Origin of the sequence: Stenotrophomonas lacuserhaii, from assembly GCF_014836545.1 — a bacterium.
Classification (GTDB): Bacteria; Pseudomonadota; Gammaproteobacteria; order Xanthomonadales; family Xanthomonadaceae; genus Stenotrophomonas; species Stenotrophomonas lacuserhaii.
This window is the reverse complement of the sequence record NZ_JACSQS010000007.1, coordinates 34,002-57,488: the sequence shown is the minus strand read 5'-3', so window position 1 is coordinate 57,488 and position 23,487 is coordinate 34,002. Positions and strand designations below refer to the sequence as shown.

Here is a 23,487-nt window from a genome sequence, read left to right as displayed (position 1 = left end):
CTCCTGCGTTGTTCAGTGACTGGCCTGTGCGGCATGCACAAGACTCTCTGCGAGCGCTTGAAGTTGCTGCTCGCGGTTGTGAATGAGCTGATTGAGCACCTGGCGCTCCTGACGGGTAAGGTCAGCCAGGGCAACGATGCGTTGCTGATCCACCAGCGACGGCACGCAGAGCGTGAGCGATTCCAGTACGGGGCGGCGGATACTCAACTGGCTGCTGCCTTCAGCGACTTGCTGAAGCTGACGCTGAAATGGCGGTTGGTTTATTTGCCACGCCAGGAAAGCAGGCAGCAATAGACCTTGGGAGGCCACTCGGAGCAGAAAGAAGTGAGGGCTGCACACAGCAGGGCTCGATGGCTCATCTATGCATACGGCATAGAACCGAGCACCTTTAGCGACGAACAGTATGTCCCCAGCCTTGAGCCAATCAGGTGGTTTGCGGCCTGCAAGCGTGGTGCGCGTGACGTCAGACCATTTGACCCCATGGTCAAGGTCAACATCCCTCATCTGCACCGCCAGAACGTCACCATCGACCGACTCCTCAATGGAGCCGCGAAAGGGGTAGCCCGCTTGAATGGACACCAGCTCTCCAACCATGAAATTTTCTGCATCAATGTTCATGATGCAAACTTTCGCACGACACAAACGCCAATGCAAGTTTTTTTGCATCATCTCAATTGATGCAGACACCCCCCCCGTCCTACCGCTACTCGATTGGGAGTAAGGGTAGGAGGGGGTCAAGCGCGCTTAGCGCAGAGCTGGGTAGCCCTGGACTGCTTTTCACGCAAGCGGTCCAGGTAATCAGCCCACGCCTGCATCATCTCCCTACGCTCAGGCAGGTGCTCAGCACGGTTGTAGGCCGCCTTGATGGGATTCCTTTCAGAGTGGGCCAACTGCCGCTCGATGGCATCGGAGGTCCAGCCCATCTCATGCAACAGGGTAGACGCCATGCTACGGAAGCCATGACCGGTCATATCGTCCGTGCCATAGCCAAGGCGCCGAAGCGCGGCGTTCACCGTGTTCTCGCTCATCGGATCACGACCGCTACGTATCGATGGGAACACGAAGCGACCTTTTCCTGTAACAGGCTGAAGCTCCCTCAGGATCGCTACCGCCTGACGCGAAAGCGGAACAATATGGGCTACCCCCATCTTCATCTTCTCGCCGGGGATGCACCATTGACGCGCTTCTAGATCGACCTCGCTCCACTCGGCCTTTCGGAGCTCCCCAGGACGGGTGAATACCAAAGGAGCCAGCCTCAAGGCACACAGTGTCGTGAACTGGCCCGTATAGCCGTCGATTGCCCTGAGCAGTTCACCGACCTTGGCAGGCTCCGTGATCGAGGCATAGTGCCGATTCTTGGCAGTCTTCAACGCGCCCCTTAGAGCGCTGGTCGGATCTCTATCAAGCCGACCTGTGGCCACGGCATACCGGAATACCTGGCCACAAATCTGGCGCAGGCGCTGTGTGGATTCGATCTTGTCCTGGCTCTCCAGCCGCCGTAGTACTGCCAATACTTCGGCAGTGCTGATGCCATCAATTGGCCGTCGCCCCAACCAAGGGAAGGCGTAGGTCTCCAGCATCCACTTGGCCTTGGTCCACGTACTGGCTGCCAGATCCCTTCGGCTCTCCAGCCATTCCAGAGCAACCGCTTCAAAGCGATCATCCAAGGAGAGCTCCGCCTTGAGCTTCTGGAGCTGCTTTTCTTCGGATGGGTCCTGACCTGCTCGCAGCTGCACACGCGCCGCATCTCGCTTCTCCAGCGCCTCCTTGAGCGCGATCTCAGGATAGACACCGATGCTGAGCAACTTTTCCTTGCCAGCAAAGGCGTACTTCATCCTCCAATACCGGGAGCCGTTGGGCATCACCAGTAAATAGAGGCCAGACCCAGCCGACAACTTGTAAGGCTTCTCCTTACCCTTGGCGTTTCGGGCCGCCATATCCGTCAAGGACTTACGAGCCATTTGGGGTACATCCTCCTGCCGGACAGTCGAAATTCCCTTTGTACCCCGAGTTGCACCCCCATCTTGCGCGGATGGCACTGGACTTCGATGTACGCTTGGGCACAGAAAAACCCGCTATATCAGCTGGTTGATTGTGCCTGCAGGATGTCTGTGGACACCAGCGGAGCAGAAGATGGTGCCGCTTATCCGAATCGAACGGATGACCTACTGTTTACAAGACAGTTGCTCTACCAACTGAGCTAAAGCGGCACGGGGTACGACGCGTTCGTGGCCAGGCCGCGAAGCACGGCGATTCTACCGCAGACCAGCGCAGTCCAGCGAGCGTTGCTGCGCCGCCCCGCTACGCTGGCGCAGGCCGGGATCGGTCTTGCCATCGGCCAGCGCGCCCTGCAGCCACCACGTGGAGGCGCCTTCGCCACCACTGAGCTGGGCCTGGAATCCGGCCGCGCGCAGTGCCGCCAGCCGGCGCTCGGCCCCTTCGCGATTGCGGTACTGGCCCAGCGCGATGGCGTTGGCGTCAGGTCCCTGGCCAATCACGTAGTAGTCGCTCAGGCCGGCGGCGATGATCCGTTGCACGGTGACCTGGGCCGCTTCGCGGTTCTCTGCCGGCGGCATCATCACCCGGTAGCGCGAGGTGGCGCCGGGCGTTGATTGTTCGCGCAGGCGCGTTCGGGTCAGTGCCGCACCGACCTTGGCCAGCGCGCCTTGGGCGGCGGCCTGGTCCGCGAACGGACCCAGCGCGACGCAACGCTCGGGCGCTGCGGGGCTGGGCACGGTTTCCGGCGCGGGTGCAGGCGGTGCCACTGCCGGGGCGGCAACCGGGGCCGGACGCGCTTCGGCCACGGCGGGCGCTTGGCCGGACGGTGAAGCGGCCACCGCCGCGGCAGGTTCGGCCGTGGTGGGCGTGGTATCGGTCAGCGGCTCGGTGGACGCCGTTGGCGAGGGCGCCGTCACCGATACGGCCGCATCCACCAGTTGCAGTTCGGCCACGCCGGAAGGCAGCTTCACGTCCGGGACAACCGGCTCACCGCGCAGCATCCACCACAGGGCGACGCTTACGTTGAGCAGCACGAGGAACACGATCAGGGCACGGGTCAGCATCTGCCGATCCTAGCCTGTCGCCGTCGGCAGGTGAACGGCCCAGCGTGCCAGCCCATCGAGCACCAGCAGCGGCTGGTGGCCCGCATCGGCCGGTAGCTGCGGCAACAGCGCCGGTGCGCCGCCGCCATGCAGCAGCAGGTCCACCGGTGCCTGCAGCCGCTGCCTTGCCTGCTCACGGCTGCGTTCGATCAGTGCGATCGCCGCGCCGTCGCAGCCGGAAGCCAGCGCATCATCGGTGTCATCGGCGAACTCGCGGTAGTGCCCGCCACTGGCCGGCAACTGCGCCGCGCGCGCATGCAGGGCTTCGCGCATGGTGGTCGGAGAGGCCGCGATACGCCCCCCGTGGTGCTGGCCGTGGGCATCCAGCAGGTCGATGGTCAACGCGGTGCCGACGCCAGCCACCAGCACGTGGCGCTGCGTGCGCGCGGCTGCCAGCAGGGCCAGGAAACGATCCACGCCGAAGCGCGCGGGCGTGGCATAAGCGATGCGCACATCGGCGAACGCCGCTTCGGTGCGGGCCACGTGCACGTGCTGGAAGCGCATGCGCAGGATCTCCAGCATGGTGGCGGTCAGTCCGGCGGCGGCCACGCTGGCCACGTAGGCGGTGCCGCCCTGCGGCAGCGTGCGCAATGCTTCGCCGCGCAGGTCTTCGGCGCCGTGCGTCCATGCCTGCACCTCGCCGGCGCGGTCGCCCAGCAATGGGGCGTACTTGAAACGGGAATTTCCCAGGTCGAACAACCAGTCGCTCATCGTGCCCTCACGCTCACTTCGCCGGCGTGCACAGGCTGCTCGCGGCCTTCGATCTCCACCCGCAACGCGCCATCTTCGGCCAAGCCCAGCGCGCGGCCGTCCTGCCAGGCGCCACCGAGTTCCACCCGCACCTCGCGCCCGGCCAGGCTGTCCAGCGCGGCATAGCGCGGCAGGAACGGGGCCAGGCCCTCGGCTTCGAACTGTTCCAGCGCCGGCAGTAGCGCGGCCAGCACCGCAGTCGCCACTTCGTTGCGCTGCACCGGCCCGCCCGCCAACTGGTCCAGGTCGGTCCACGGCTGGTCGATGCGTTCGGCAAAGGCCGGCGGCATGTGTACGTTGAGGCCGATGCCGATCACCGCGCGCGCCGGCCCGGCGAACTCGCCGCCGCCTTCCACCAGCAGGCCGCCCAGCTTGTGGCCGTCCACCACCAGGTCGTTGGGCCACTTCAACTGCACCTGCGCATGGCCGAGCCCGCGCAGGGCTTCGGCCACCGCCACGCCAGCCACCAGGCTCAGCCCGCCCAGCTGGGCCAGTCCGCCGGCGAATCCGCGCAGCACCGAAAGGTAGATATGCGCGGCCAGCGGCGATGCCCAATCCCGCCCACGACGGCCGCGGCCAGCGGTCTGGCGCTCGGCCAGCATGACGCGACTGCCGCGCTGCGGAGCGCTGCAGCGCAGCAATTCGGTGTTGGTGGACACCGTGCTCCAGACCACCTGCAGCTCGTCCAGCAGCGCAGCGGCGGCGGCAGGCAGCGCGGCGCGGATGCCGCCAGCGTCGAGCAGGTCGACCGCCTGGGCAAGCGTATAGCCGTCACCGGCGCGGCCTTCAATCGCCACCCCGCCTGTCCTAAGTCCTTGAATGCGTTTCCAGATGGCCGCCCGGGTCTGGCCCAGCTCGCGCGCCAGGGCATCACCGGACAGCGGTCCGGCGGCCAGTTTTGCCAGCAGTTCGCGGTCGTCCACGGCAGCTTCCGTCAGATAAACAGGGAAAGTATGCGGCAAAGGAATTGCCCCTGCCCGGCGGGGCTTCCAATAGGCGACCTGATTCGGGCTAGAATCGGGAACTCACCCGCCCTTAACCACGGATGTCGTCGATGCGCTGTTCTGCCCATTGCCTGGTCCTGTTGATGGCCCCGCTGCTTGCCACCGCGTCTACCGTGATGGCCAGTGAAGGGCGCGGTGACTGTGTCTATTCCACGCCCGATGCCGAACGCCCGCCGACTGCACGCAGTGCTGCCGCTGCGGTGCCCAGCACGCCCAAGCCGGTGCCTGCACAGGCCACCAGCAGTGGCGGCGGCGGTGGCGACGATGACGTGCTGCAGCGACTGCGCGCACCGAAGTGGCACAGCTTCCTGCCGGGTATGTTCCGCTGATCCAGGCGTTGTCGCGCTGGCTGCGGCCAGCCCCCCGTCCCATTCCCGAACCGCTGTGGCAGCAGGCCTGCCGGGATATCCCGTGGCTGCAGGGCCTTTCAGCGGCTCGCCTGGACGCGCTGCGCACGCTGGCCACCCGCTTCCTGCACGAGAAGACCATCAGCCCGCTGGGCGATCTGGTGCTGCGCGATGAAGACATCGTGCTGCTGGCGGCGGTGTGCTGCCTGCCGCTGCTGGGGCTGGGCGAAACCGGGTTGCGTGGCTGGTCGCAGCTGATCCTGTACCCGGACGCGTTCCGGGTGCAGCGCAGCCATGTGGATGCCGCCGGCGTGCTGCACGAGTGGGACGACGAGCTGATCGGCGAGAGCTGGGACAGCGGCCCGTTGATCCTGTCGTGGGCGGATATCCAGGCCGACCTGCAGGCGCCGTTCGATGGCTACTGCGTGGCGGTGCACGAGATGGCGCACAAGATCGATGCGCTGGATGGCGCGATCGACGGCACGCCGCCGTTGCCACGTGCCTGGCAGCGCGAGTGGGCGGCCGATTTCCAGCGCGCCTACGATGCGTTCTGCGTGCAGGTGGATGCGGGCGAGGAAACGCTGGTCGATCCGTATGCGGCAGAGGCGCCGGAAGAGTTCTTCGCGGTGGTCAGTGAATACCATTTCTCCGCACCGCACGTGTTGGCCGAGGCGCTGCCCAGCGTGGCCGCGCACCTGCGCCGGTTCTACGGTGAGCCGCCCGAGGGCGCGTAGTGTCGAGCTTGCTCGATTGTCTGTCAGGGTGTCGAGCAAGCTCGACACTACCAGGACTTTTTCCGCGCGGCGCTTACGGGCCGGCCGGCAGCCGCACTTCGAAGCGCGCGCCACCCAGTTCGGAAGAGCGCGTCACCAGCAGTTCTCCGCGGTAATCCTTGATCAGGTCCTGCACGATCGACAGGCCGATGCCGTGGCCCTGCACGCGCTCATCGCCACGCACGCCGCGCTGCAGCACCTTGGCGATGTCTTCCGGAGCGATACCGGGGCCGTCGTCGTCCACCGCCAGCAGCAGGCCCGGGCGGCGCGTGTTCGGCGCCGGCTGCGGCTGCGCGGTCAGCAGCACGCGGCGGTTGGCCCATTTGAAGGCGTTTTCCAGCAGGTTGCCGAGCAGCTCCTGCAGGTCGCCGGGTTCACCGTGGAAGCGCGATCCCGGATCGATGTCGAACTCGCACAGCACGCCCTTGGCGGCGTAGACCTTCTCCAGCCCGCGCACGATTTCTTCGGCATTGGATTCGATCGGCAGCGGCGCGGAGAACAGCTTGTGTCCGGACGACGCAGCGCGTGCCAGCTGGTAGGACACCAGGTTGTTCATGCGCTGCAGCTGCACGTCCAGTTCCTCGCGCAGCGCATCGTTGCTCGATCCGCTGTCCATCTGCGTGCGCAGCACGGCGATCGGGGTCTTCAGGCTGTGCGCCAGGTCGGCCAGCGTGTTGCGCTGGCGCTCCAGGTTCTCGCGCTCGCTTTCAATGAAGGCGTTGATGCTGTCGGTCAGCGGTTCAAGCTCGCGCGGATGGCGTTCGCTCATGCGCTCGCTTTCGCCGCGCTGCACGCGGGTCAGCTCGGTGATCACCCGGCGCATCGGGCGCAGGCTCCACTGCAGGATGACCGTCTGCAGCAACAGCAGGATCAGGCCGATGCCGCCCAGGTAGAACCACACCCGGCCGCGGAACACGCGCAGCTGCGCGCCCAGCGCACCGGAGTCTTCCATCACGTAGATGGTGTACGGGAACTCGGTCGCCGGGTCGGCGTCGGCATCCCACACCAGGCCCAGCCCGTAGCGGTAGACCGAGCCCTCGCTGCCGTCGATCTGGATGATCGGCAGCGGGCCTTCGAAGATTTCCTGGCGCGGTGCCAGCAGCCCGCCGCCCTGGGTAGGCAGCATCGGTCCCTCGGCGGACATCGAGTTGACCTTGCCGTCCGGCGTGACGACCTGCAGGTACAGGCCGCTGCCGGGCACGTCGAAGCGCGGATCCGGCGGCTGCTCGCGCAGGTACAGCGAGCGGTCGCGGGTGAAGTCACTGCCCGCAGCGTAGGCCGTGGCGTAGTTCTTCAGGCGTTCGCGCAGGTTGGCGCGCGCGGTATCGGCGAAGGCCGCATCCAGCGCGTAGCCGGCCAGTGCCAGGAAGGCCACCAGGCCCACGGACGCAGCCAGCAGCTGGCGCGCCTGCAGGGAGCGCGGCCGCCAGCGTCGGAAGAACCACAGACGGCCGGACATCATCTTCTCGCCTGCAGCAGGCTCAGCCCTCGTTGCGCGGGATCGCGAAACGGTAGCCGCGGCCGCGCACGGTCTCGATCGGCTTCAGTTCGCCGTCCGGATCCAGCTTCTTGCGCAGGCGGCCGATGAACACTTCCAGCACGTTCGAGTCGCGGTCGAAATCCTGCTGGTAGATGTGCTCGGTGAGGTCGGCCTTGGAGACCAGTTCACCGGCATGCATCATCAGGTATTCCAGCACCTTGTACTCATAGCTGGTGAGGTCGACGTTGCTGCCGGCCACGCTGACCGTCTGTGCCGCCAGGTCCAGTGCCACCGGACCGCATTCCAGGGTCGGCTTGCTCCAGCCCGCAGCGCGGCGCAGCAGCGCATTTACGCGTGCCAGCAGCTCTTCGACATGGAACGGCTTGACCAGGTAATCGTCGGCGCCCTGCTTGAGCCCTTCGACCTTGTCCTGCCAGCTGGAACGCGCGGTAAGGATCAGGACCGGGAACTTCTTGCCCTCGTCGCGCAGCGCCTTGATCAGCTCCATGCCGGACATCTTCGGCAGGCCCAGATCGATGATGCCAACGTCGAACGGCACTTCGCGGCCCATGTACAGACCCTCCTCGCCATCCTGCGCCGCGTCGACGGCAAAGCCTTCGCGCTTGAGCCGGGCTGCAAGGGTCTCGCGCAGCGGGGCTTCGTCTTCGACCAGAAGGATACGCATGAACTCTCCCTAGTGTGCTGGGGTCGGCCGGTTGGGCCGGTGGAAATCGGGTGTGATGCGACAATAATCCCCGTTCAGGGGTTATCGCCGCGTAGTGAAGACATATCCGATCGGGGCGGGCGGGCCTGTGAACGCTGCTGCACGGGATCATCCATGTAGCGGACGCGGCCACGCTCATCCATGTATTTCACGCGGTTGATGTCGCGCCCATCGAACGGCACCCGCTCTGCGCCCAGGATGTGTCCACCGGTGGATCGCTGCACCCGCCGCACGGCGTCGGACAGGGAGCGCTCATCACCGCGCTGGGACCCCCGCATGACCACTTCAGGACGTTCCCGCATCTGTCCACGCTGCGCCATGGTCTGCTGCATCTGGCCCTGCATCGGTGCCTGCGCGACGGCGTGCAGCGGCGCGAACGCCACCAGCACCACGACCGTGGCGAGGGCAAGTTGGCAGGGGGAAGAACGGGAGGACATGGTTGGATCCTAGCCGAGGCCGGCAATTCGTTCAAAAATTGTGAAGTCCGCGTCCGGGCGCGAGGCCCGGGGCTTTACAAATCTTTTGCAAATTTCGGCTTTTGCCAGTGAATCCGGTCTGAACTTTCCTGAAGATCGGATGTCTATATTCAGGTAAGTGAACATACTAACAGCATTCGGGGCCGTCTGCGGCCCCCGGCGCGCATTGCGTCAGGCCGCTTCGCGCCCACCATCACGTTCGGTGGCTGACAGGGCCTGCTCCACCAGGCTCCAGTCCGCGCCCGGGCGATGTGCGCCCTCGCTGAGGATCTGGCGAAACGCGCGGCCCCCCGGTTGCCCGTGGAACAAGCCCAGGATGTGTCGGGTGATGTGCTTGAGCGCCGACCCTTCGGCCAGCCGCGCTTCCACGTAGGGACGCAGCGCGCGCAGCAGCGCCTGCCGTGCCTGCAACGGGGCGCCGGTCTGCAGCGCCTCCAGCTGATGCAGAAGGTAGGGATCGTGGTAAGCCGCACGGCCCAGCATCACCCCGTCCACCTTGCCGCCCTGGGCCTGCACCGCCTCGATGCTGGCCAATCCACCGTTGAGCACCACCGGCAGCTCCGGACGCTCCTGCTTGAGCCGGTAGGCCCAGTCGTAGCGCAGCGGTGGCACTTCGCGGTTTTCCTTCGGCGACAGGCCCTTCAGCCAGGCATTACGCGCGTGCACCACCACCATCGGTGCACCGGCGGCGACCTGCTGGTCGACGAACGCAGCGAAGGCCTGGTAGTCATTGTCATCGTCCACCCCGAGCCGGCATTTGACCGTGACCGGGATATCCACCGCGGCCACCATCGCCGCTACGCAGTCGGCCACCAGGGCCGGTTCGCGCATCAGGCACGCGCCGAAGCGGCCGGCCTGGACACGGTCGGATGGGCAGCCGCAGTTGAGATTGACCTCGTCATAGCCCCAGTCCTGGGCAATGCGCGCGGCCTGCGCCAGCAGGGCCGGATCGCTGCCGCCCAACTGCAGGGCCAGCGGCGTTTCGGCCGGATCGAAGCCGAGCAGGCGCTGGCGATCACCGTGGATCACCGCATTGGCGTGCACCATTTCCGTGTACAGGCGCGCGCCGGGCGCCAGCAGCCGATGGAACACACGGCAATGGCGGTCCGTCCAGTCCATCATCGGGGCGACGGAAAGGCGCAGGGAATCGGCGTAGCGGGACGCGGCGGTGGCGGTTGGCTGGGTCATGGGGACGCTGGAGAATCAGGGGCGGCAGGCAATGCCTGCATGATCAATAGTTTACACCGGGCGGCTGAATGATCCGGGTGGGTGCGGGCGTGACCCACCACCGGCTTGACGGCCAGCGGCCGTCACTACCGGCAGGGATCAATGCGCGCTGCCGGCCGGGCCCTTGCGCCCTACCCGCTCGATCAGCGTTTCGCTGGCCGCGTTCAGGCCGGCCACCTCCACCACCGCGCCATGCGCGCGCAGCTTTTCCACCGCGCGCTCCACCGCACCCACCGCGGTGAGGTCCCACAGATGCGCGTGCTGCAGGTCGATCTCAACGTGCGGCGCTACGTGCTGGTAATCGAAGGCCGCACCGAACTGCCCGGCCGATGCGAAGAATACTTGTCCACGCACCACATACCGTTGCGCGCCCTCGTGGTCATCACGCTGCACGTCCAGCATGCCGCCCACCTTGCGCGCGAAGAACAACGCCGACAGCAGTACGCCGCTCAGCACACCCTTGGCCAGGTCATGGGTGGCCACGGTCACCACCACGGTCAGCAGCATCACCGCCGAGGAACTGCGTGGATGCGTGCGCAGGTCGCGCAGCGAGCGCCAGCTGAAGGTGCCGATGCTGACCATGATCATCACCGCCACCAGGGCAGCCATCGGGATCTGCCGCACCAGCTCGCTGCCGTATACCACCAGCATCAGCAACACGCTGCCGGCGACCAGGCAGCTCAGGCGCCCACGCCCGCCACTTGTCACGTTGATCACCGACTGGCCGATCATCGCGCAGCCGGCCATGCCGCCGAAGAAACCGGTCAGCGTATTGGCCAGGCCCTGGCCGGCGCACTCACGGTTGCGTTCGCTCGGGGTTTCGGTGATGTCCTCCACGATCTGCAGGGTCATCATCGATTCCAGCAGCCCCACCACCGCCAGGGTGGCCGACACAGGCAGCAGGATGCGCAGTGTCTCCCAGTTCAGCGGCACGTCCGGCAGGAAGAAGGACGGCAGGCTGTCCGGCAGTTGGCCCATGTCGCCCACGGTCCGTACGTCGATGCCGAAGCCGATCACCACTGCAGTGAGGATGCCGATCGCGACCAACGGCGAAGGCACCGCGCGGGTGATCCGCGGCAGCAGATAGATGATCGCCAGCGCCGCGGCACACAGCAGATAGACCATCGGGCCGCGGCCGACCAGCTCCGGCAGCTGGGCCATGAAGATCAGGATCGCCAATGCGTTGACGAAGCCGGTGATGACCGAGCGCGAAACGAAGCGCATCAGCGAACCGAGCTTCAGCGCGCCGGCGGTCATCTGCAGCAGGCCGGTCAGGATGGTGGCGGCGAACAGGTACTGCAGGCCGTGGTCCTTGACCAGGTCGACCATCACCAGCGCCATCGCACCGGTGGCGGCCGAGATCATGCCGGGGCGGCCGCCGGCGATGGCGGTGATGACCGCGATGGAGAACGAGGCGTACAGGCCGACCTTGGGGTCGACCCCGGCGATCAGCGAAAACGCGATCGCTTCGGGGATCAACGCCAGGGCGACGACGATGCCGGACAGCACGTCGCCACGGACGTTGCCGAGCCACTGCTGGCGCAGCGGGTAATGGGTCTGCATGGGATTTCCTTGGCGCACGTGGTCACGGCCACGCAGCGCTGCAATGGGTACGCGGGTTCCTGATGCCGGACAGGTCCGGCTGCCATGCGGCAGGGGTCAGGGTGGCGTGGTCACTGCGTACGGGCTTCGCGGAGGGCGGGAAGCGCGCAAGTCTACGGCAGCCACGGCCCGCGCGGTAGCGTCGCGCCGTGCTCGGCGGAAGAACGAGGCTGCCGCGCTGCGCGCTCGCCGAGCGTGGCTCGGCGCTACGGGCAGGTCATGGTCCCGGCCTACAATCACGGGATGGCCATCATTCCCCCGCGTTTCTTCGATCCCCACACCGAACAGGGCGTGCTGCGCCTGTCCATCGCCGGCACCCTGGTGATGGCGGCCATGGCCGTGGGCTTCGGGCTGTACGCCAACTCCTCGCTGATCATCTTCGACGGCATCTACGGCCTGATCGACGTGGTCATGACCTGGCTCTCGCTGCTGGTGGCCCGGCTCATCGCCCAATCGACCAATACCGATACGCTGCAGTCGCGGCTCAACCAGCGTTTTTCGATGGGCTTCTGGCATCTGGAACCGATCGTACTGGGGGTCAGCGGGACGCTGATGATCGGCGCGGCGCTGTATGCCTTCGTCAACGCCGTGGATGCGCTCACCTCGGGCGGGCGCTTGATCGCGCTGGGTCCGGCAATCACGTTCGGGGTGATCTCGCTGCTCGCCGAAGGCGCGCTGGCCGCGTTCGTGCTGCGCGCCAACCGGCGCATCGGATCGGACTTCGTCGCCCTGGATGCGAAGAACTGGATCATCGCCGCCAGCATGTCGGCCTGCTACCTGCTGGCCTTTGTCGCTGGCGCGCTGGTGCGTGGCACCCCTCTGGACTGGATTGGCCCGTACATCGATCCGGGCATCCTGGCGGTGGTCTGCCTGTTCGTGATGGTGGCCCCGCTGGGAACGGTGCGCCAGGCGCTCGCCGGCATCCTGCTGGTCGCACCGCAGGAGCTGCGCAGCCACGTGGATACGGTGGCGCGCGATGTGGTGGCGCGGCACGGTTTCCTCGACTACCGCAGCTACGTGGCGCAGGTGGGCCGCGGCGAGCAGATCGAGCTGTTCTTCGTGGTGCGCGCCGATGATCCGCCGCGCGCGCTGGCCGAATGGGACCGGCTGCGCGATGAGATCGGCGACCTGCTGGGCGAAGAGTCGCCGGATCGCTGGCTGACCATCATGTTCACCACCGACCTGGAATGGGCGGTATGACCCGGTAGCACCGAAGGCAGCGGCTGGAGCCGCTGCCAACGTCGCTTGCGGCGGCCCGCAGGGTGCCGGTCAGGACGACCGGCATAGCCGTGCTCGGCGGGACAAACTGCACCGCGCGGGGCGCTCGCCGAGCATGGCTCGGCGCTACCTTGCAGCCTGCTTCCACTCGCGCGGCGACTGCCCGGTCTGGGCCTTGAACGCGCGCGACAACGCCGCTTCGCTGCCGTAGCCCACGTCACCGGCGATGCGCTTCAACGGCTGGCCACGACGCAGCGCCTGCTGCACCAGCCTGGTCCGCCACGCCTGCAGGTACTGACCGGGGGTACTGCCGATGACCTCGCGGAAGCCTTCGGCAAAAGCGCTGCGTGACATCCCGGCACGTTCGGCCAGCGCGTGCAGCGACCACTCTTCCGCCGGCTGCTCATGCATGGCCACCAGCGCATGGCGCAGCCGTGGATGGCCCATGCCGGCCAGCAGCCCGACCTGGATCTGGCCGTTTTCCATCAGCGTACGCAGCACCTGGATGATCACCAGTTCGAACAGACGATCGAGCATCGCCTGGCGGCCGCAACGCTGCGCGAACGCTTCTTCGAACAGCACGCCGAGCACCGCGTTGCTGCCCAGCAGGTCGGCCAGCGGCAGGCAGACCGGGCTCGGCAGCGCATCGGCCACCGGGCTGCCTTCGCCGGCTTCGAAGCGCAGCCCGGCCGTCACCAGCGGTACCCGCAATCGGTCATCGACGTTGAAATGATGGTCGCGCGGGCGGGCGTACAGCAGCACACTGGGCTGGTCGATGCGCAGGCAGGTGCCATCGCGGTCCACCAGTTCCACGCCGCCCTGGCTGAGCAGGTGCAGCAGCGGTTGGCTGGCGGCCTGTGCGGGCACCCAATGGCCACTGATCTCGCCACCCTGCAGCAGCCGCGCACTGACCGGGAAGCGGTCGAGCAGGGATTCAAGTCGATCAAGCATGGTTGGACGCTCCATCAAGTTTTCCGGACTCCATGTTGCCACACGTCCAGCCCAGCAGCGCAAAGTATACCTCACCGGCCAACCGGCCACCCCAACAAGGAACTCCGCCATGTCGATCGAAAAGGTTCTCTACACCGCCCAGGCCACCGCAACCGGCGGCCGCGAAGGCCGCGCTGTGTCCTCCGATAACGTGCTGGACATCCAGCTGTCGACCCCGCGCGAACTCGGCGGCGCCGGCGGCCCGGGCACCAACCCGGAGCAGCTGTTCGCTGCCGGTTACTCGGCCTGCTTCCTGGGCGCGCTGAAGTTCGTCGCCGGCCAGGCCAAGGTTGCGCTCCCGGCCGACACCACCGTGGCCGGCAAGGTCGGCATCGGCCAGATCCCGACCGGTTTCGGCATCGAGGCCGAGCTGACCATCACCGCCCCGGGCGTGCCGCGCGAGCAGCTGGAAGAGCTGGTGCAGAAGGCCCACGTCGTCTGCCCGTATTCCAACGCGACCCAGGGCAACATCGACGTCAAGCTGATCGTGGCCTGAAAAAAAATGGGCGGATGCCGGTCGTGACCGCGCATCCGCCCATCCCACCGCTGTCGGTGGCATGGCGACCGCTGGTCACCACCCACCCCGTCCTGCCCGCCAGCACTCGCTGGCCTTCGGCTATTTTTCGCTGCTCACCAGCTGCACCACGCTGGAGAAATCCAGCTTGCCGCGGCCTGCCTGGTGGTTCATCGAATACAGGTTGCGCGCCAGCTCGCCGAGCGGGATCGAGGCGCCCACGCTCATCGCCGCTTCCACCGCCAGGCCCATGTCCTTGAGCATCAGGTCGCTGCCGAAACCGCCGCTGTAACCGCGCGAAGCCGGTGCGTTTTCCAGCACGCCGGGCCACGGGTTGCACACTTCGGTGGCCCAGCTGCGGCCGGTGCTGACCGCCATCATCTGCGACAACACCTTCGGGTCCAGCCCGTGTGCCACGCCCAGCGCGATGGATTCCCCGGTGACCGCCATGATCACGCCCAGCGCCATGTTGTTGCACAGCTTGGCGACCTGGCCGGCGCCGCTGGCCCCCACGTGGAAGATGTTCTTGCCCATCGCCTGCAGGTAGGGACGCGCGCGTTCCAGCGCATCCTCTTCGCCGCCGACGATGAAGGTCAGCGTGCCGGCGCTGGCGCCGGCGGTACCGCCGGAAACCGGGGCGTCCAGCATCTGCAGTCCGCGCGCGGCGGCGGCTTCGGCGACCTTGCGCGCAGTAGCCGGGGCGATGGTGCTGCAGTCGATCACCAGCGCACCGCCCGGGATATCGGCCAGCAGACCATCATCACCGAGGTACACGCCTTCGACGTGGCGGCTGGCCGGCAGCATCGAAATCACGACTTCGGCATCGGCCAGCGTATCCAGTGCGGAGCTGGCCGCGGTGGCGCCTGCGTCGACGGCGGCCTGCACGGCGGCCGGCACCAGGTCGTACACCCGCACGGCGTGGCCGGCCTTGGCGAGGTTGGCGGCCATCGGCCCGCCCATGTTGCCCAGACCAATGAATGCAATGCGACTCATGCGGGGGTCCTTTCAGGAGGGGTGGCTTCCAGATCGGCCAGCGGATGCTGGTCGGCCGGCCACGGTGAAATGAAGAAATCTTCGGCCCACGCCGCGCTGGCGTCGGACAGCGTGGCCGGGTTCCACTGCGGGGTGCGGTCCTTGTCGACCAACAGCGCGCGGATGCCTTCAGCGAAATCGCCGTGCGCCGCGCAGTGCAGCGCGGCTACGTACTCCAGTCGATACACATCGGCCAGCGGTTCGTCCGCGCAGCGTGCCTGCAGGGCGAACGCAAGTCGCGCCGAGCCGGGAGCCCCGGCTGCCAAGGTCTTCTGCGCGGCCTGCAGCCAGGCATCCTCGCTTTCCATGGCGGTGATACGGTCTACGATCTTCTCCAGATCATCGCCATCACACAGCACGTCCACCAACCCGGCGTTGCGCTGCAGGGGCCCGGGTGCAGCCTCACTGGCGAAGCGTTGCAGCACGGTGGTGAGGTGGTGATGGTTGGCATTGCAGTCGGCCTCCCAGCCCGCCGCCAGCAGCGCATCCAGCACATCGCCCCGGTGTGATTCGGCGACGTGCAGGTCCGCCAGCCCGGCAAAGAGCGCATCGCCGGGGTTGAGCAGCGCGCCAGTCAGGGCCAGGAAACGCCCCCCGTTACCGGGCACGCGCGGCAGCAGCCAGCTGCCGCCCACATCCGGGAACAAGCCGACGGTGATTTCCGGGAACGCCAGCTTGGAGCGCTCGGTGACCACGCGATGACTGGCGCCGGACATCAGGCCGATGCCCCCGCCCATCACGATGCCATGGCCCCAGCACAGGATCGGTTTGGCATAGGCATGGATCAGGTAATCGACGCGATACTCGACATCGAAAAACTCAGCGGCGTAGGCGTTCTGGCGGATGTCGGCGTGGCCTGCCTGACGGTACGCCAGCATGCTCTGGTACAGGCTGTGCAGGTCGCCACCGGCGCAGAAGGCCTTCTCTCCGGCACCCTGCAGCACCACCATCGCAACGCCGTCGTCCGTTGCCCAGGTGCGCAGTTTTTCAAGCAGCAGGTGTGCCATCGGCAGCGAGAACCCGTTCAACGTCCGCGGTGCGTTGAGCGTGGCGATGCCGATGCGCATGCCGTTGGCCGCCACGCGCTCTTCGAACAGTACCGGTGCCTCGTCGACCACGATGTCGGTTTCCCGGGTCATGCGTTCTTCCACTGCGCGCTGCGCTTCTCCAGGAAAGCACTTACGCCTTCCACCTGGTCGGCGCTGTCGAACAGATCGACGAATGCTTCCCGTTCTGCCACCAGCGCGGCGGCGTGGGTGCCGGTGCGGGTGGACTGCACCAGCGTCTTGCACGCGGCAATGCTGGTCGGGCTCTGCTTGCCGGCCTTCTTCGCCCACTCCAGTGCGACGGCCTTGGCTTCGCCCTTGCCGGCCTTCTGTTCGGCCAGGCCGATACGCACGGCAGTGTCGGCGTCGATCCGCTCGCCGAGCAGGATCATCCGCTTGGCCCAGCCTTCACCGACCAGGCGCGGCAGGTTCTGGGTGCCACCGGCGCACGGCAGCAGGCCGACCGTGGCCTCCGGCAGCGCTACCTGGGCATGTTCTTCGATGATGCGCAGGTCACAGGCCAGCGCGCATTCCAGCCCGCCGCCCATCGCATAGCCGTTGATCGCAGCGATGGACACGCCACGGAAGCCGGACAGCGCCTCGAAGGCTTCACCGAAACGACGTGCGGCTTCACGGGCAGCGCCCTTGTCACCCGATGCGAACTGGTTGAGATCGGCGCCGGCGGAGAAGAACTTCTCGCCCTCGCCACTGATCACCAGCGCATAGATGGAACGGTCCGCGTTCAGCGCGGCGACCAGGTCGCGCAGTGCCGCCAGGCTGTGCACGGTCCAGGTATGCGCCGGCGGGTTGTGCAGGGTGATGACTGCGACGTGGCCATCGGCCTCGACCTTCAGGCCGACATGATCGTGGGTGCGCCAATCGTTCATCGCAGTTCCTCTTCGGTGTTGAGCAGGTGACGGGCGACGATCACCCGCATGATTTCGTTGGTGCCTTCCAGGATCTGGTGCACGCGGCTGTCGCGCAGCAGTCGCTCGATCGGGTATTCGCGGATGTAACCGTAGCCGCCGTGGATCTGCAGCGCTTCGTTGCAGATGGTGAAGCCGGCATCGGTGGCGAACCGCTTGGCCATCGCACACCAGATATTGGCATCGCTGGCGCCGGCGTCGAGCTTGCGCGCCGCTGTGTGCACCATCTGGCGGGCCGCCACCAGTTCGATGGCCATGTCGGCCAGCTTGAACTGCAGGGCCTGGAATTCGGCCAGCGCCTTGCCGAACTGGCGGCGTTCGCCCATGTAGCGGCGCGCAGCATCCAGCGCCCCCTGGGCGGCGCCCAGCGAGCAGGCGGCGATGTTGATGCGGCCACCGTCCAGGCCCTTCATCGCCAGCTTGAAGCCGCCACCTTCCTCGCCCAGCAGGTTGCCGACCGGCACCCGTACGTTCTCGAAGGTGATGCCGCGGGTCGGCTGGCTGTTCCAGCCCATCTTTTCTTCCTTGCGGCCGTAGCTGATACCCGGCAGGTCGGCGGGCACGGCGATCGCACTGATCCCGCCCGCGCCCGCGCCACCGGTACGCGCCATCACGACCAGCAGTTCGGTGGCACCGGCCCCGGAAATGAAGGCCTTGGAACCGTTGAGCACGTAGTCATCGCCATCGCGCACCGCCGTGGTCTTCAGCGACGCCGCATCGGAGCCGGCGCCGGGTTCGGTCAGGCAGTAGGAGGCCAGCATGATGCCGGCCGCCAGGTCCGCACCCCAGGCCGCGCGCAGCGCCTGCTGGCCCCACGTGGATACCATCCACGAGGCCATGTTGTGGATGCTCACGTACGCCGCGGTGGACGGGTCCACGTTGGCGAGTTCCTCGATGACGACGGCGGCGTCCAGTCGGCTCAAGCCGCTGCCACCGACCTCGGGATCCATGTACAGGCCACAGAACCCGAGCTCCCCTGCCTTGGCGATCGCCTCGCGCGGAAAGATGCCCTCCGCATCCCACCGCGCCGCGTGTGGCGCCAATTCCGCCTGGGCGAAGTCACGCGCTGCCTCACGATAGGCCTGCTGCGCTTCTTCGAGTTCCGTCGTCATCGAGTTACTCATGGCTGGAACTCCGTTGTTACTTGAGGCTGATGGTGGTGTTGACGCCGTGGCTGAGCGTCTCGTCATCGAACCAGCGTGCGGTGATGGTCTTGGTCTGGGTGTAGAACATGACCACCTGCTTGCCGTACGGGCCGAGGTCACCCAGCTTGGACGCGCGCGAGCCGGTGAAGGAGAACAGCGGCACCGGCACCGGGATCGGCACGTTGATGCCGACCTGGCCGACGTCGATGTCTTCCTGGAACCTGCGGGCGGCGGCGCCTGACTGGGTGAACACCGCCGTGCCGTTGCCATTCGGATTGCTGTTGACCAGCGCGATGGCGTCATCGAGCGTTTCCGCTTCGAGGATCACCAGCACCGGCCCGAAGATTTCTTCCTGGTAGATGCGCATGTCGGTGGTGACGCCGGAGAAGATCGTCGGACCGACGAAGTTGCCCTTCTCGAAGCCGTCCACCTGCGGATTGCGGCCGTCAAGGTCCAGCGTGGCGCCCTGCTCCACGCCCGAAGCGATCAGCCCTTCCACGCGCTCACGTGCGCTGCAGGAGATGACCGGGCCGACATCGGTGCCGGCAACCGAGCCGGCGCTGACCTTCAGCGTCTTCGCCTTGGCCACCAGGTCCGGCACCCACGAACGCGCCTCGCCCACCAGTACCAGCGTGGAGGCCGCCATGCAGCGCTGGCCGGCGGCACCAAAGGCGGCACCGACCATCGCGTTGAGGGTCTGTTCCTTGTTGGCATCCGGCAGCACGACGGCATGGTTCTTGGCGCCCATCATGCATTGCACGCGCTTGCCGGCCAGCGAGGCGCGGTTGTACACGTGGGTGCCGACGCGGGTGGAGCCCACGAACGAAACCGCCTTGATGTCGGGGTGGTCGCAGATTGCGTTGACCACTTCTTCGCCACCGTGCACCACGTTCAGCACGCCCTTCGGAATGCCGGCTTCCAGCGCCAGTTCGACCAGCCGCATGGTGACCATCGGGTCCTGTTCGGACGGCTTGAGCACGAAGGTGTTGCCGGTGGCGATGGCCATCGGGAACATCCACAGCGGGATCATCGCCGGGAAGTTGAACGGGGTGATGCCCGCGCACACGCCCAGCGGCTGCATCAGGGTGTAGGTGTCCACGCCGTTGGCCACGTTGTTGGCCAGCTCGCCCAGCTGCAGGTTGCCGATCGCCGCGGCGTGCTCGACCACTTCCAGGCCGCGGAACACATCGCCTTCGGCGTCCGGCACGGTCTTGCCCTGCTCGGCGCTGAGGGTATGGGCCAGCTCGCTCATGTTCTCGCGGATCAGCTGCTGGTACTTCAGGAAGATGCGCGCGCGGGTGCCGATCGGCGTCTTGCGCCAGGTCTTGAAGGCTTCCTTGGCGGCGGCCACCGCATCATCCACTTCGCTGGTGGTGGCGAAAGGCACCTGGGCCAGCACGTCCTGGGTGGCCGGGTTGACGACGTCCTGCCAGTGGGCGGTGGACGATTCGATGAACTGGCCATCGATCAACAGGCGGATACGGGGCGCTGCAACAGTCATGGCGGTACCGTGGGTCTCAGGGATGCTTGGCATTATTCACAAGCAACCACTCGATTTCCGGCCTGTCTACGCTTAATCTGGCCAACCGGAACGACGAAATTTGTTAATCCTGTGAATACGGAGTCACCCCAACGCCAGCTCGGGCTCCGCTTGGTCAAGCTGCGCGAGCAGCGCGGTTATACCCAGGTGCAGCTGGCACAGCAGCTGGGCGTATCAGCCAGCTACCTGAACCAGATCGAGCGCAACAAGCGGCCCTTGACCCCGGCGGTCCAGCAGCGACTGCGCGCGGTGCTGGGTGAGCTGGGCGATCTGTTCGACGCGGGCGGCCCCGCCGCGCTGCAGGAAGCACTGGGGCAGACCCTGCGTGATCTCGGCCTGGCCGATGTCAGCGCCAATGAACTGCGGGCACTGGCCGGCAACCTGCCGCAGGTCAGCCAGGCCCTGCTGGACCTGCACCGGCGCCATCTGGCGCTGCGCGAACACGCCGCCGCGCTGGAGTTCCAGCTGGGTGAGCCCGGCGCGGGGATGAGCCTGCCGGCCGGTGACCAGGTGCGCGATTTCTTCAACCGCATGCACAACCACATCCCGGAACTGGACGCATTGGCCGAGCGCCTGTTCGCCGAGTGGGGCCTGACCGTGGGCCACATGGCGCCGCGGCTGCGCCAGCTGCTGGCCGACCGCCACGGGGTGATGGTGGAAGTGGTCCCGCTGCAGGCCGGGCGGGAGAAGCGCATGATGGACCGCCAGGCACGCACGCTGTGGTTGCCTGACTACCTGGAGCCTGGCCAGCAGGCGTTCCAGATGGCGGCCGAACTGGCGCTGCGCGGCCATGCCGAACAGGTGGATGCGGTGATCGAGCGGGCTGGTTTCGGCGATGACGAGCGCATCGCGCAGGCACGCATCGGCCTGTCCAACTACTTCGCCGGGGCGCTGGTGATGCCGTACGGCCCGTTCCTGCGTGCGGCCGAGGCCAGTGGCTATGACATCGAACTGCTGGCACACCAGTTCGGCGTGGGCTTTGAGGCGGTCTGCCACCGCTTGAGTACGCTGGCGCGGCGCAGTGCACCCGGGCTGCCGTTCTTCTTCATCCGCGTGGACCGCGCCGGCAATGTGTCCAAACGGCATTCGGCCACCGATTTCCACTTCTCGCAGGTCGGCGGCTCGTGTCCGCTGTGGATCGTGTACGAGGCGTTCAACCAGCCCGGGCGCATCCTCACCCAGACCGCGCGCATGCCCGATGGGCGACGCCATTTCTGGCTGGCGCGGCAGGTCAGCAGCGGGCCGGTCGGCCACGGCCAGCCGCGCAAGACCTTCGCGGTGGCGCTGGGCTGCGACCTGCAGCACGCCGAGCGGCTGGTGTACACGCGTGGGCTGGATATCCAGAGCCCGGGCAATTCGGTGTCGATCGGCCCCGGCTGCCGGGTGTGCCCGCGCGAAGACTGCATGCAGCGCGCGTTCGTGCAATTGCCTGGGCGCTAGCGCGCCGGGCAATTGCACGGACGGCCGCTGGCCGTCCAACGGGAATGACGGCCAGCGGCCGTTGCTACCTAGTAGATCGGGGTGACCTTCATCTGTGGCAGCGGGCGCGGGGCGCCGTCGGTGAGGTCCGGACCGCAGTCGTCCCAGCTTGCGCCCTGCTCCACCATCAGCGCATACAGCGCCTGCGATGCGCGACGCTTTTCCTGCGATCCCAGCGGATACGATGGCGGTGCCGGTTGCCCTGCCGCAACGCTGGCATACGCGCTGCGGTAGGCCACCACCTGCTGGCCCGCGTCATCGGTGCGCGACACTTCCAGCGTGTAGCGCTGATAGGCCGAAGCGGCATTGCGCCAACGTATCCAATAGTGGTTATCGAAGGAGAAGCGGCAGAAGCGCTCGCCGGCCAGCGTGCCCTTCTGCGCGATGCGACCGAGCACCTCCTGCGGCATGTCCAGGTTCATGCCGCCCTCGTCGCCTTCCAGGGCGACATGCACGATGCGGTCGCGGTAGCCGGGCGCGCGGGCCTGCAGCAGATCGCGCCAGTTCTGCATGGTGGCGATGATGGCAAACAGGAAACGGGTCAGCTCGGTGGCGGCCATTGGCGAGGCGATATCGCGGTAACCGCGCTGCCAGCGTTCGCGATTGCCGGTTGGCAGTACCACCGAGCCTTCCAGCGCCTGCTGCGCATCGCCGGCTTCGGGGACTTCCCGCGCATCGCCGGGGTAAACCAGATTGATGGCGAAGGTCGGCCAGCGCGGCAGCGCGGCGTCGAACAGATGGATCGGGAAATTGCTGCTGATACCACCATCGGAGAACCAGCAACGGCGGTAGCCGGCGATCGATGAGCCGGCCGCGGTCGTTCCCTGCTGCCCCCCGCTGGCCAGGCCCTCCATGCTGTCGGCCACGTTCTTCCCGCCACGTCCGGGCTCGGCACGGCTGCCCTGCGCCGGTGCAAGGTGGCGCGCCGGCTCATGCAGCGGCACCGCGCTGATCAGCAGCGGAAAGCTGAGGCTCATCCGCGTGGCGACCAGCACCGGCAGCTGCCCTGCCGGCGGCAGCCGGTAGTACAGCCTTCCGTCAACCTGCTCCGGTGCACCGGCATCGGCCACCAACCAGTCCACCACGCTGCGCGGAAACAGGCGGTCGAACTCTTCGCGCAGGAACCAGAAGCGCGCTTCGGAGAACGGCAGGGTGCGCGGCTCGTTGTGCGACACGCAGGTACTGATCATCTGCAGGGTGATGGCCCGGTCATCCTGCGGTTCGTCCGCATAGCGCGGCGCGGCGTGCAGGTCGGCGAAGGTCAGCGGCAGGTCGTCCGGCTTGCCCGACAACCGCTGCAGCGCATCGTGCAGCCAGTCGGTCAGCGCGGGGCGCCGTGGGTCGTCGCTGCGGCCATTGCACAGCCCGAGCAGGTTGCCACGGGCCACCCGCGCCACCCGCAGCATCGCGCCGGCCACACCCGCGCCGTAGGCGCACAGCAGCGAAGGCAGGAGGGCAGCCAGCATGCCCGCTACGCCGCCGGCGCCATGGCCGATGCCCAGCAGCAGGAACAGCGAAAGCAGCACTTCCAACGGTGCGATGGTGAACACTGCCGCCACCAGGCACAGCAGTTTGCGGGGCCAACCCGCATGGCTGGCCAGCACCACCAGCAAACGGTACGCCGCGCGCGCGCCGCGGGCAGGCTGGAACAACCCATGGATGAAGCCCCGCGTGGACAGCTGGGCCGACACAGCGGCCAGTCCCTCGAAACCGGCCTGCGGCCCCACCGCCTCGCCCGCCTGGCGACGGCGATCACCGAGCGCGGCAGCCGCCGCCACCGCCGCCGCGATGGCCCCGGCCGAGGTGCCGCCGATGCTCTTGAAACGGTATTCCCTGGCCAGCGCCAGCACCGCATTGGGATACACGATGCCGCTGGTGATGCCGCCCTTCATGACCAGATCGCAGTACTTGGCTGCCATGGGCCGACCCTCTGCTGGATTCGACCCTGATTATGGCAAGAGCGCCTCTCACCGCATGAGATCGCTGGCGCACTTCGCAGGCAAGGCGGCGCCCCGGTAGTGACGGCCGCTGGCCGTCATGCCCTGGCCCCTGGTAGGTGACGACCGCTGGTCGTCACGCCATTGCCTTTGCCGCTGCGCCCGCCGAGCATGGC

At 66.9% G+C, this 23,487-nt stretch carries 22 protein-coding genes and 1 tRNA gene; 5 read left to right on the top strand and 18 right to left on the bottom strand.

Going from position 1 to position 23,487, the window contains the following annotated elements:
• Positions 1-12: 12 nt before the first annotated feature.
• The 6 genes from H9654_RS08700 to birA form a co-directional block, all read right to left on the bottom strand.
• Positions 13-618, bottom strand: a complete 606-nt coding sequence (locus tag H9654_RS08700) for a restriction endonuclease subunit S (RefSeq protein ID WP_191770508.1) — start codon at positions 616-618, stop codon at positions 13-15.
• Between the two features lie 116 nt (positions 619-734).
• Positions 735-1,961 carry a tyrosine-type recombinase/integrase gene (locus H9654_RS08695; protein ID WP_191770507.1) on the bottom strand — a complete coding sequence of 409 codons (1,227 nt, stop codon included), beginning with the start codon at positions 1,959-1,961 and terminating at the stop codon, positions 735-737.
• Positions 1,962-2,134: 173 nt separating this feature from the next.
• Positions 2,135-2,210: transfer RNA gene (locus H9654_RS08690), tRNA-Thr, on the bottom strand.
• Positions 2,211-2,255: 45 nt separating this feature from the next.
• Positions 2,256-3,062, bottom strand: a complete 807-nt coding sequence (locus tag H9654_RS08685; protein WP_191770506.1) for an SPOR domain-containing protein — start codon at positions 3,060-3,062, stop codon at positions 2,256-2,258.
• 9 nt (positions 3,063-3,071) lie between these two features.
• A complete protein-coding gene (locus H9654_RS08680) occupies positions 3,072-3,812 on the bottom strand; it encodes a type III pantothenate kinase (RefSeq protein WP_042613752.1) in 741 nt (246 codons plus the stop codon).
• The gene (birA, locus tag H9654_RS08675; RefSeq protein ID WP_191770505.1) at positions 3,809-4,774 is read right to left on the bottom strand and encodes a bifunctional biotin--[acetyl-CoA-carboxylase] ligase/biotin operon repressor BirA; all 966 of its coding nucleotides are present in this window, start codon (positions 4,772-4,774) and stop codon (positions 3,809-3,811) included. Before birA ends, H9654_RS08680 begins: the two co-directional genes overlap by 4 nt.
• Before the next feature lie 131 nt (positions 4,775-4,905).
• On the opposite strand from birA, the gene H9654_RS08670 reads away from it, so the two are divergent.
• Both H9654_RS08670 and H9654_RS08665 read left to right on the top strand, forming a co-directional pair.
• Complete coding sequence (locus tag H9654_RS08670) at positions 4,906-5,184, top strand: hypothetical protein (RefSeq protein ID WP_057507554.1); 279 nt, start codon at positions 4,906-4,908, stop codon at positions 5,182-5,184.
• Positions 5,151-5,936 carry a M90 family metallopeptidase gene (locus tag H9654_RS08665; protein WP_191770504.1) on the top strand — a complete coding sequence of 262 codons (786 nt, stop codon included), beginning with the start codon at positions 5,151-5,153 and terminating at the stop codon, positions 5,934-5,936. The genes H9654_RS08670 and H9654_RS08665 overlap by 34 nt, the downstream gene beginning before the upstream one ends.
• 73 nt (positions 5,937-6,009) lie before the next feature.
• Here the strand turns inward: H9654_RS08665 and H9654_RS08660 are convergent, their stop codons facing one another.
• The 5 genes from H9654_RS08660 to H9654_RS08640 form a co-directional block, all read right to left on the bottom strand.
• Complete coding sequence (locus H9654_RS08660) at positions 6,010-7,434, bottom strand: ATP-binding protein (protein WP_101099588.1); 1,425 nt, start codon at positions 7,432-7,434, stop codon at positions 6,010-6,012.
• A gap of 22 nt (positions 7,435-7,456) precedes the next feature.
• Positions 7,457-8,140: a response regulator transcription factor gene (locus tag H9654_RS08655; RefSeq protein ID WP_004136763.1), complete on the bottom strand. Its 684-nt coding sequence runs from the start codon at positions 8,138-8,140 to the stop codon at positions 7,457-7,459.
• Between the two features lie 74 nt (positions 8,141-8,214).
• Positions 8,215-8,616: a hypothetical protein gene (locus H9654_RS08650; protein WP_191770503.1), complete on the bottom strand. Its 402-nt coding sequence runs from the start codon at positions 8,614-8,616 to the stop codon at positions 8,215-8,217.
• A gap of 210 nt (positions 8,617-8,826) precedes the next feature.
• Positions 8,827-9,843 carry a tRNA dihydrouridine(20/20a) synthase DusA gene (gene dusA, locus H9654_RS08645; protein ID WP_191770502.1) on the bottom strand — a complete coding sequence of 339 codons (1,017 nt, stop codon included), beginning with the start codon at positions 9,841-9,843 and terminating at the stop codon, positions 8,827-8,829.
• Between the two features lie 138 nt (positions 9,844-9,981).
• Positions 9,982-11,445, bottom strand: a complete 1,464-nt coding sequence (locus H9654_RS08640; RefSeq protein WP_191770501.1) for a SulP family inorganic anion transporter — start codon at positions 11,443-11,445, stop codon at positions 9,982-9,984.
• A 258-nt stretch (positions 11,446-11,703) separates the two neighbouring features.
• Here H9654_RS08640 and H9654_RS08635 point away from each other — a divergent pair, with 258 nt between their 5' ends.
• Positions 11,704-12,684, top strand: coding sequence for a cation diffusion facilitator family transporter (locus H9654_RS08635; RefSeq protein WP_191770500.1), 981 nt, complete (start codon positions 11,704-11,706; stop codon positions 12,682-12,684).
• A gap of 144 nt (positions 12,685-12,828) precedes the next feature.
• Here H9654_RS08635 and H9654_RS08630 read toward each other — a convergent pair whose 3' ends face one another.
• Positions 12,829-13,653 (bottom strand): AraC family transcriptional regulator, encoded by an 825-nt coding sequence (locus H9654_RS08630; protein ID WP_182656468.1) that lies wholly within the window; start codon positions 13,651-13,653, stop codon positions 12,829-12,831.
• Positions 13,654-13,762: 109 nt separating this feature from the next.
• Between H9654_RS08630 and H9654_RS08625 the strand changes: the two genes are divergently transcribed.
• A complete protein-coding gene (locus H9654_RS08625) occupies positions 13,763-14,188 on the top strand; it encodes an organic hydroperoxide resistance protein (RefSeq protein WP_042613743.1) in 426 nt (141 codons plus the stop codon).
• 120 nt (positions 14,189-14,308) lie between these two features.
• Here the strand turns inward: H9654_RS08625 and mmsB are convergent, their stop codons facing one another.
• The 5 genes from mmsB to H9654_RS08600 are packed head-to-tail and all read right to left on the bottom strand — an operon-like array spanning position 14,309 to position 19,856.
• Complete coding sequence (gene mmsB / locus H9654_RS08620) at positions 14,309-15,199, bottom strand: 3-hydroxyisobutyrate dehydrogenase (protein ID WP_191770499.1); 891 nt, start codon at positions 15,197-15,199, stop codon at positions 14,309-14,311.
• A complete protein-coding gene (locus H9654_RS08615) occupies positions 15,196-16,377 on the bottom strand; it encodes an enoyl-CoA hydratase/isomerase family protein (RefSeq protein WP_191770498.1) in 1,182 nt (393 codons plus the stop codon). Before H9654_RS08615 ends, mmsB begins: the two co-directional genes overlap by 4 nt.
• Positions 16,374-17,171: an enoyl-CoA hydratase gene (locus tag H9654_RS08610; protein WP_191770497.1), complete on the bottom strand. Its 798-nt coding sequence runs from the start codon at positions 17,169-17,171 to the stop codon at positions 16,374-16,376. Before H9654_RS08610 ends, H9654_RS08615 begins: the two co-directional genes overlap by 4 nt.
• Positions 17,168-18,322, bottom strand: coding sequence for an acyl-CoA dehydrogenase family protein (locus tag H9654_RS08605; protein ID WP_455233759.1), 1,155 nt, complete (start codon positions 18,320-18,322; stop codon positions 17,168-17,170). Before H9654_RS08605 ends, H9654_RS08610 begins: the two co-directional genes overlap by 4 nt.
• Before the next feature lie 28 nt (positions 18,323-18,350).
• Positions 18,351-19,856, bottom strand: coding sequence for a CoA-acylating methylmalonate-semialdehyde dehydrogenase (locus H9654_RS08600; RefSeq protein ID WP_042613738.1), 1,506 nt, complete (start codon positions 19,854-19,856; stop codon positions 18,351-18,353).
• 111 nt (positions 19,857-19,967) lie between these two features.
• Here H9654_RS08600 and H9654_RS08595 point away from each other — a divergent pair, with 111 nt between their 5' ends.
• On the top strand, positions 19,968-21,335 hold the full coding sequence (locus H9654_RS08595; RefSeq protein ID WP_191770495.1) for a helix-turn-helix domain-containing protein: 1,368 nt from the start codon (positions 19,968-19,970) through the stop codon (positions 21,333-21,335).
• A 68-nt stretch (positions 21,336-21,403) separates the two neighbouring features.
• Here H9654_RS08595 and H9654_RS08590 read toward each other — a convergent pair whose 3' ends face one another.
• Complete coding sequence (locus H9654_RS08590; RefSeq protein ID WP_191770494.1) at positions 21,404-23,293, bottom strand: patatin-like phospholipase family protein; 1,890 nt, start codon at positions 23,291-23,293, stop codon at positions 21,404-21,406.
• Positions 23,294-23,487 lie beyond the last annotated feature (194 nt).

Excerpts from the sequence above, each read along its gene's own strand:
- H9654_RS08700 (WP_191770508.1), bottom strand. The coding sequence starts at position 618 with ATGAACATTGATGCAGAAAATTTCATGGTTGGAGAGCTGGTGTCCATT.
- H9654_RS08695 (WP_191770507.1), bottom strand. The coding sequence starts at position 1,961 with ATGGCTCGTAAGTCCTTGACGGATATGGCGGCCCGAAACGCCAAGGGT.
- H9654_RS08685 (WP_191770506.1), bottom strand. The coding sequence starts at position 3,062 with ATGCTGACCCGTGCCCTGATCGTGTTCCTCGTGCTGCTCAACGTAAGC.
- H9654_RS08680 (WP_042613752.1), bottom strand. The coding sequence starts at position 3,812 with ATGAGCGACTGGTTGTTCGACCTGGGAAATTCCCGTTTCAAGTACGCC.
- H9654_RS08670 (WP_057507554.1), top strand. The coding sequence starts at position 4,906 with ATGCGCTGTTCTGCCCATTGCCTGGTCCTGTTGATGGCCCCGCTGCTT.
- H9654_RS08660 (WP_101099588.1), bottom strand. The coding sequence starts at position 7,434 with ATGTCCGGCCGTCTGTGGTTCTTCCGACGCTGGCGGCCGCGCTCCCTG.
- H9654_RS08655 (WP_004136763.1), bottom strand. The coding sequence starts at position 8,140 with ATGCGTATCCTTCTGGTCGAAGACGAAGCCCCGCTGCGCGAGACCCTT.
- H9654_RS08650 (WP_191770503.1), bottom strand. The coding sequence starts at position 8,616 with ATGTCCTCCCGTTCTTCCCCCTGCCAACTTGCCCTCGCCACGGTCGTG.
- dusA (WP_191770502.1), bottom strand. The coding sequence starts at position 9,843 with ATGACCCAGCCAACCGCCACCGCCGCGTCCCGCTACGCCGATTCCCTG.
- H9654_RS08640 (WP_191770501.1), bottom strand. The coding sequence starts at position 11,445 with ATGCAGACCCATTACCCGCTGCGCCAGCAGTGGCTCGGCAACGTCCGT.
- H9654_RS08635 (WP_191770500.1), top strand. The coding sequence starts at position 11,704 with ATGGTCCCGGCCTACAATCACGGGATGGCCATCATTCCCCCGCGTTTC.
- H9654_RS08630 (WP_182656468.1), bottom strand. The coding sequence starts at position 13,653 with ATGCTTGATCGACTTGAATCCCTGCTCGACCGCTTCCCGGTCAGTGCG.
- H9654_RS08625 (WP_042613743.1), top strand. The coding sequence starts at position 13,763 with ATGTCGATCGAAAAGGTTCTCTACACCGCCCAGGCCACCGCAACCGGC.
- mmsB (WP_191770499.1), bottom strand. The coding sequence starts at position 15,199 with ATGAGTCGCATTGCATTCATTGGTCTGGGCAACATGGGCGGGCCGATG.
- H9654_RS08615 (WP_191770498.1), bottom strand. The coding sequence starts at position 16,377 with ATGACCCGGGAAACCGACATCGTGGTCGACGAGGCACCGGTACTGTTC.
- H9654_RS08610 (WP_191770497.1), bottom strand. The coding sequence starts at position 17,171 with ATGAACGATTGGCGCACCCACGATCATGTCGGCCTGAAGGTCGAGGCC.
- H9654_RS08605 (WP_455233759.1), bottom strand. The coding sequence starts at position 18,322 with ATGACGACGGAACTCGAAGAAGCGCAGCAGGCCTATCGTGAGGCAGCG.
- H9654_RS08600 (WP_042613738.1), bottom strand. The coding sequence starts at position 19,856 with ATGACTGTTGCAGCGCCCCGTATCCGCCTGTTGATCGATGGCCAGTTC.
- H9654_RS08590 (WP_191770494.1), bottom strand. The coding sequence starts at position 23,293 with ATGGCAGCCAAGTACTGCGATCTGGTCATGAAGGGCGGCATCACCAGC.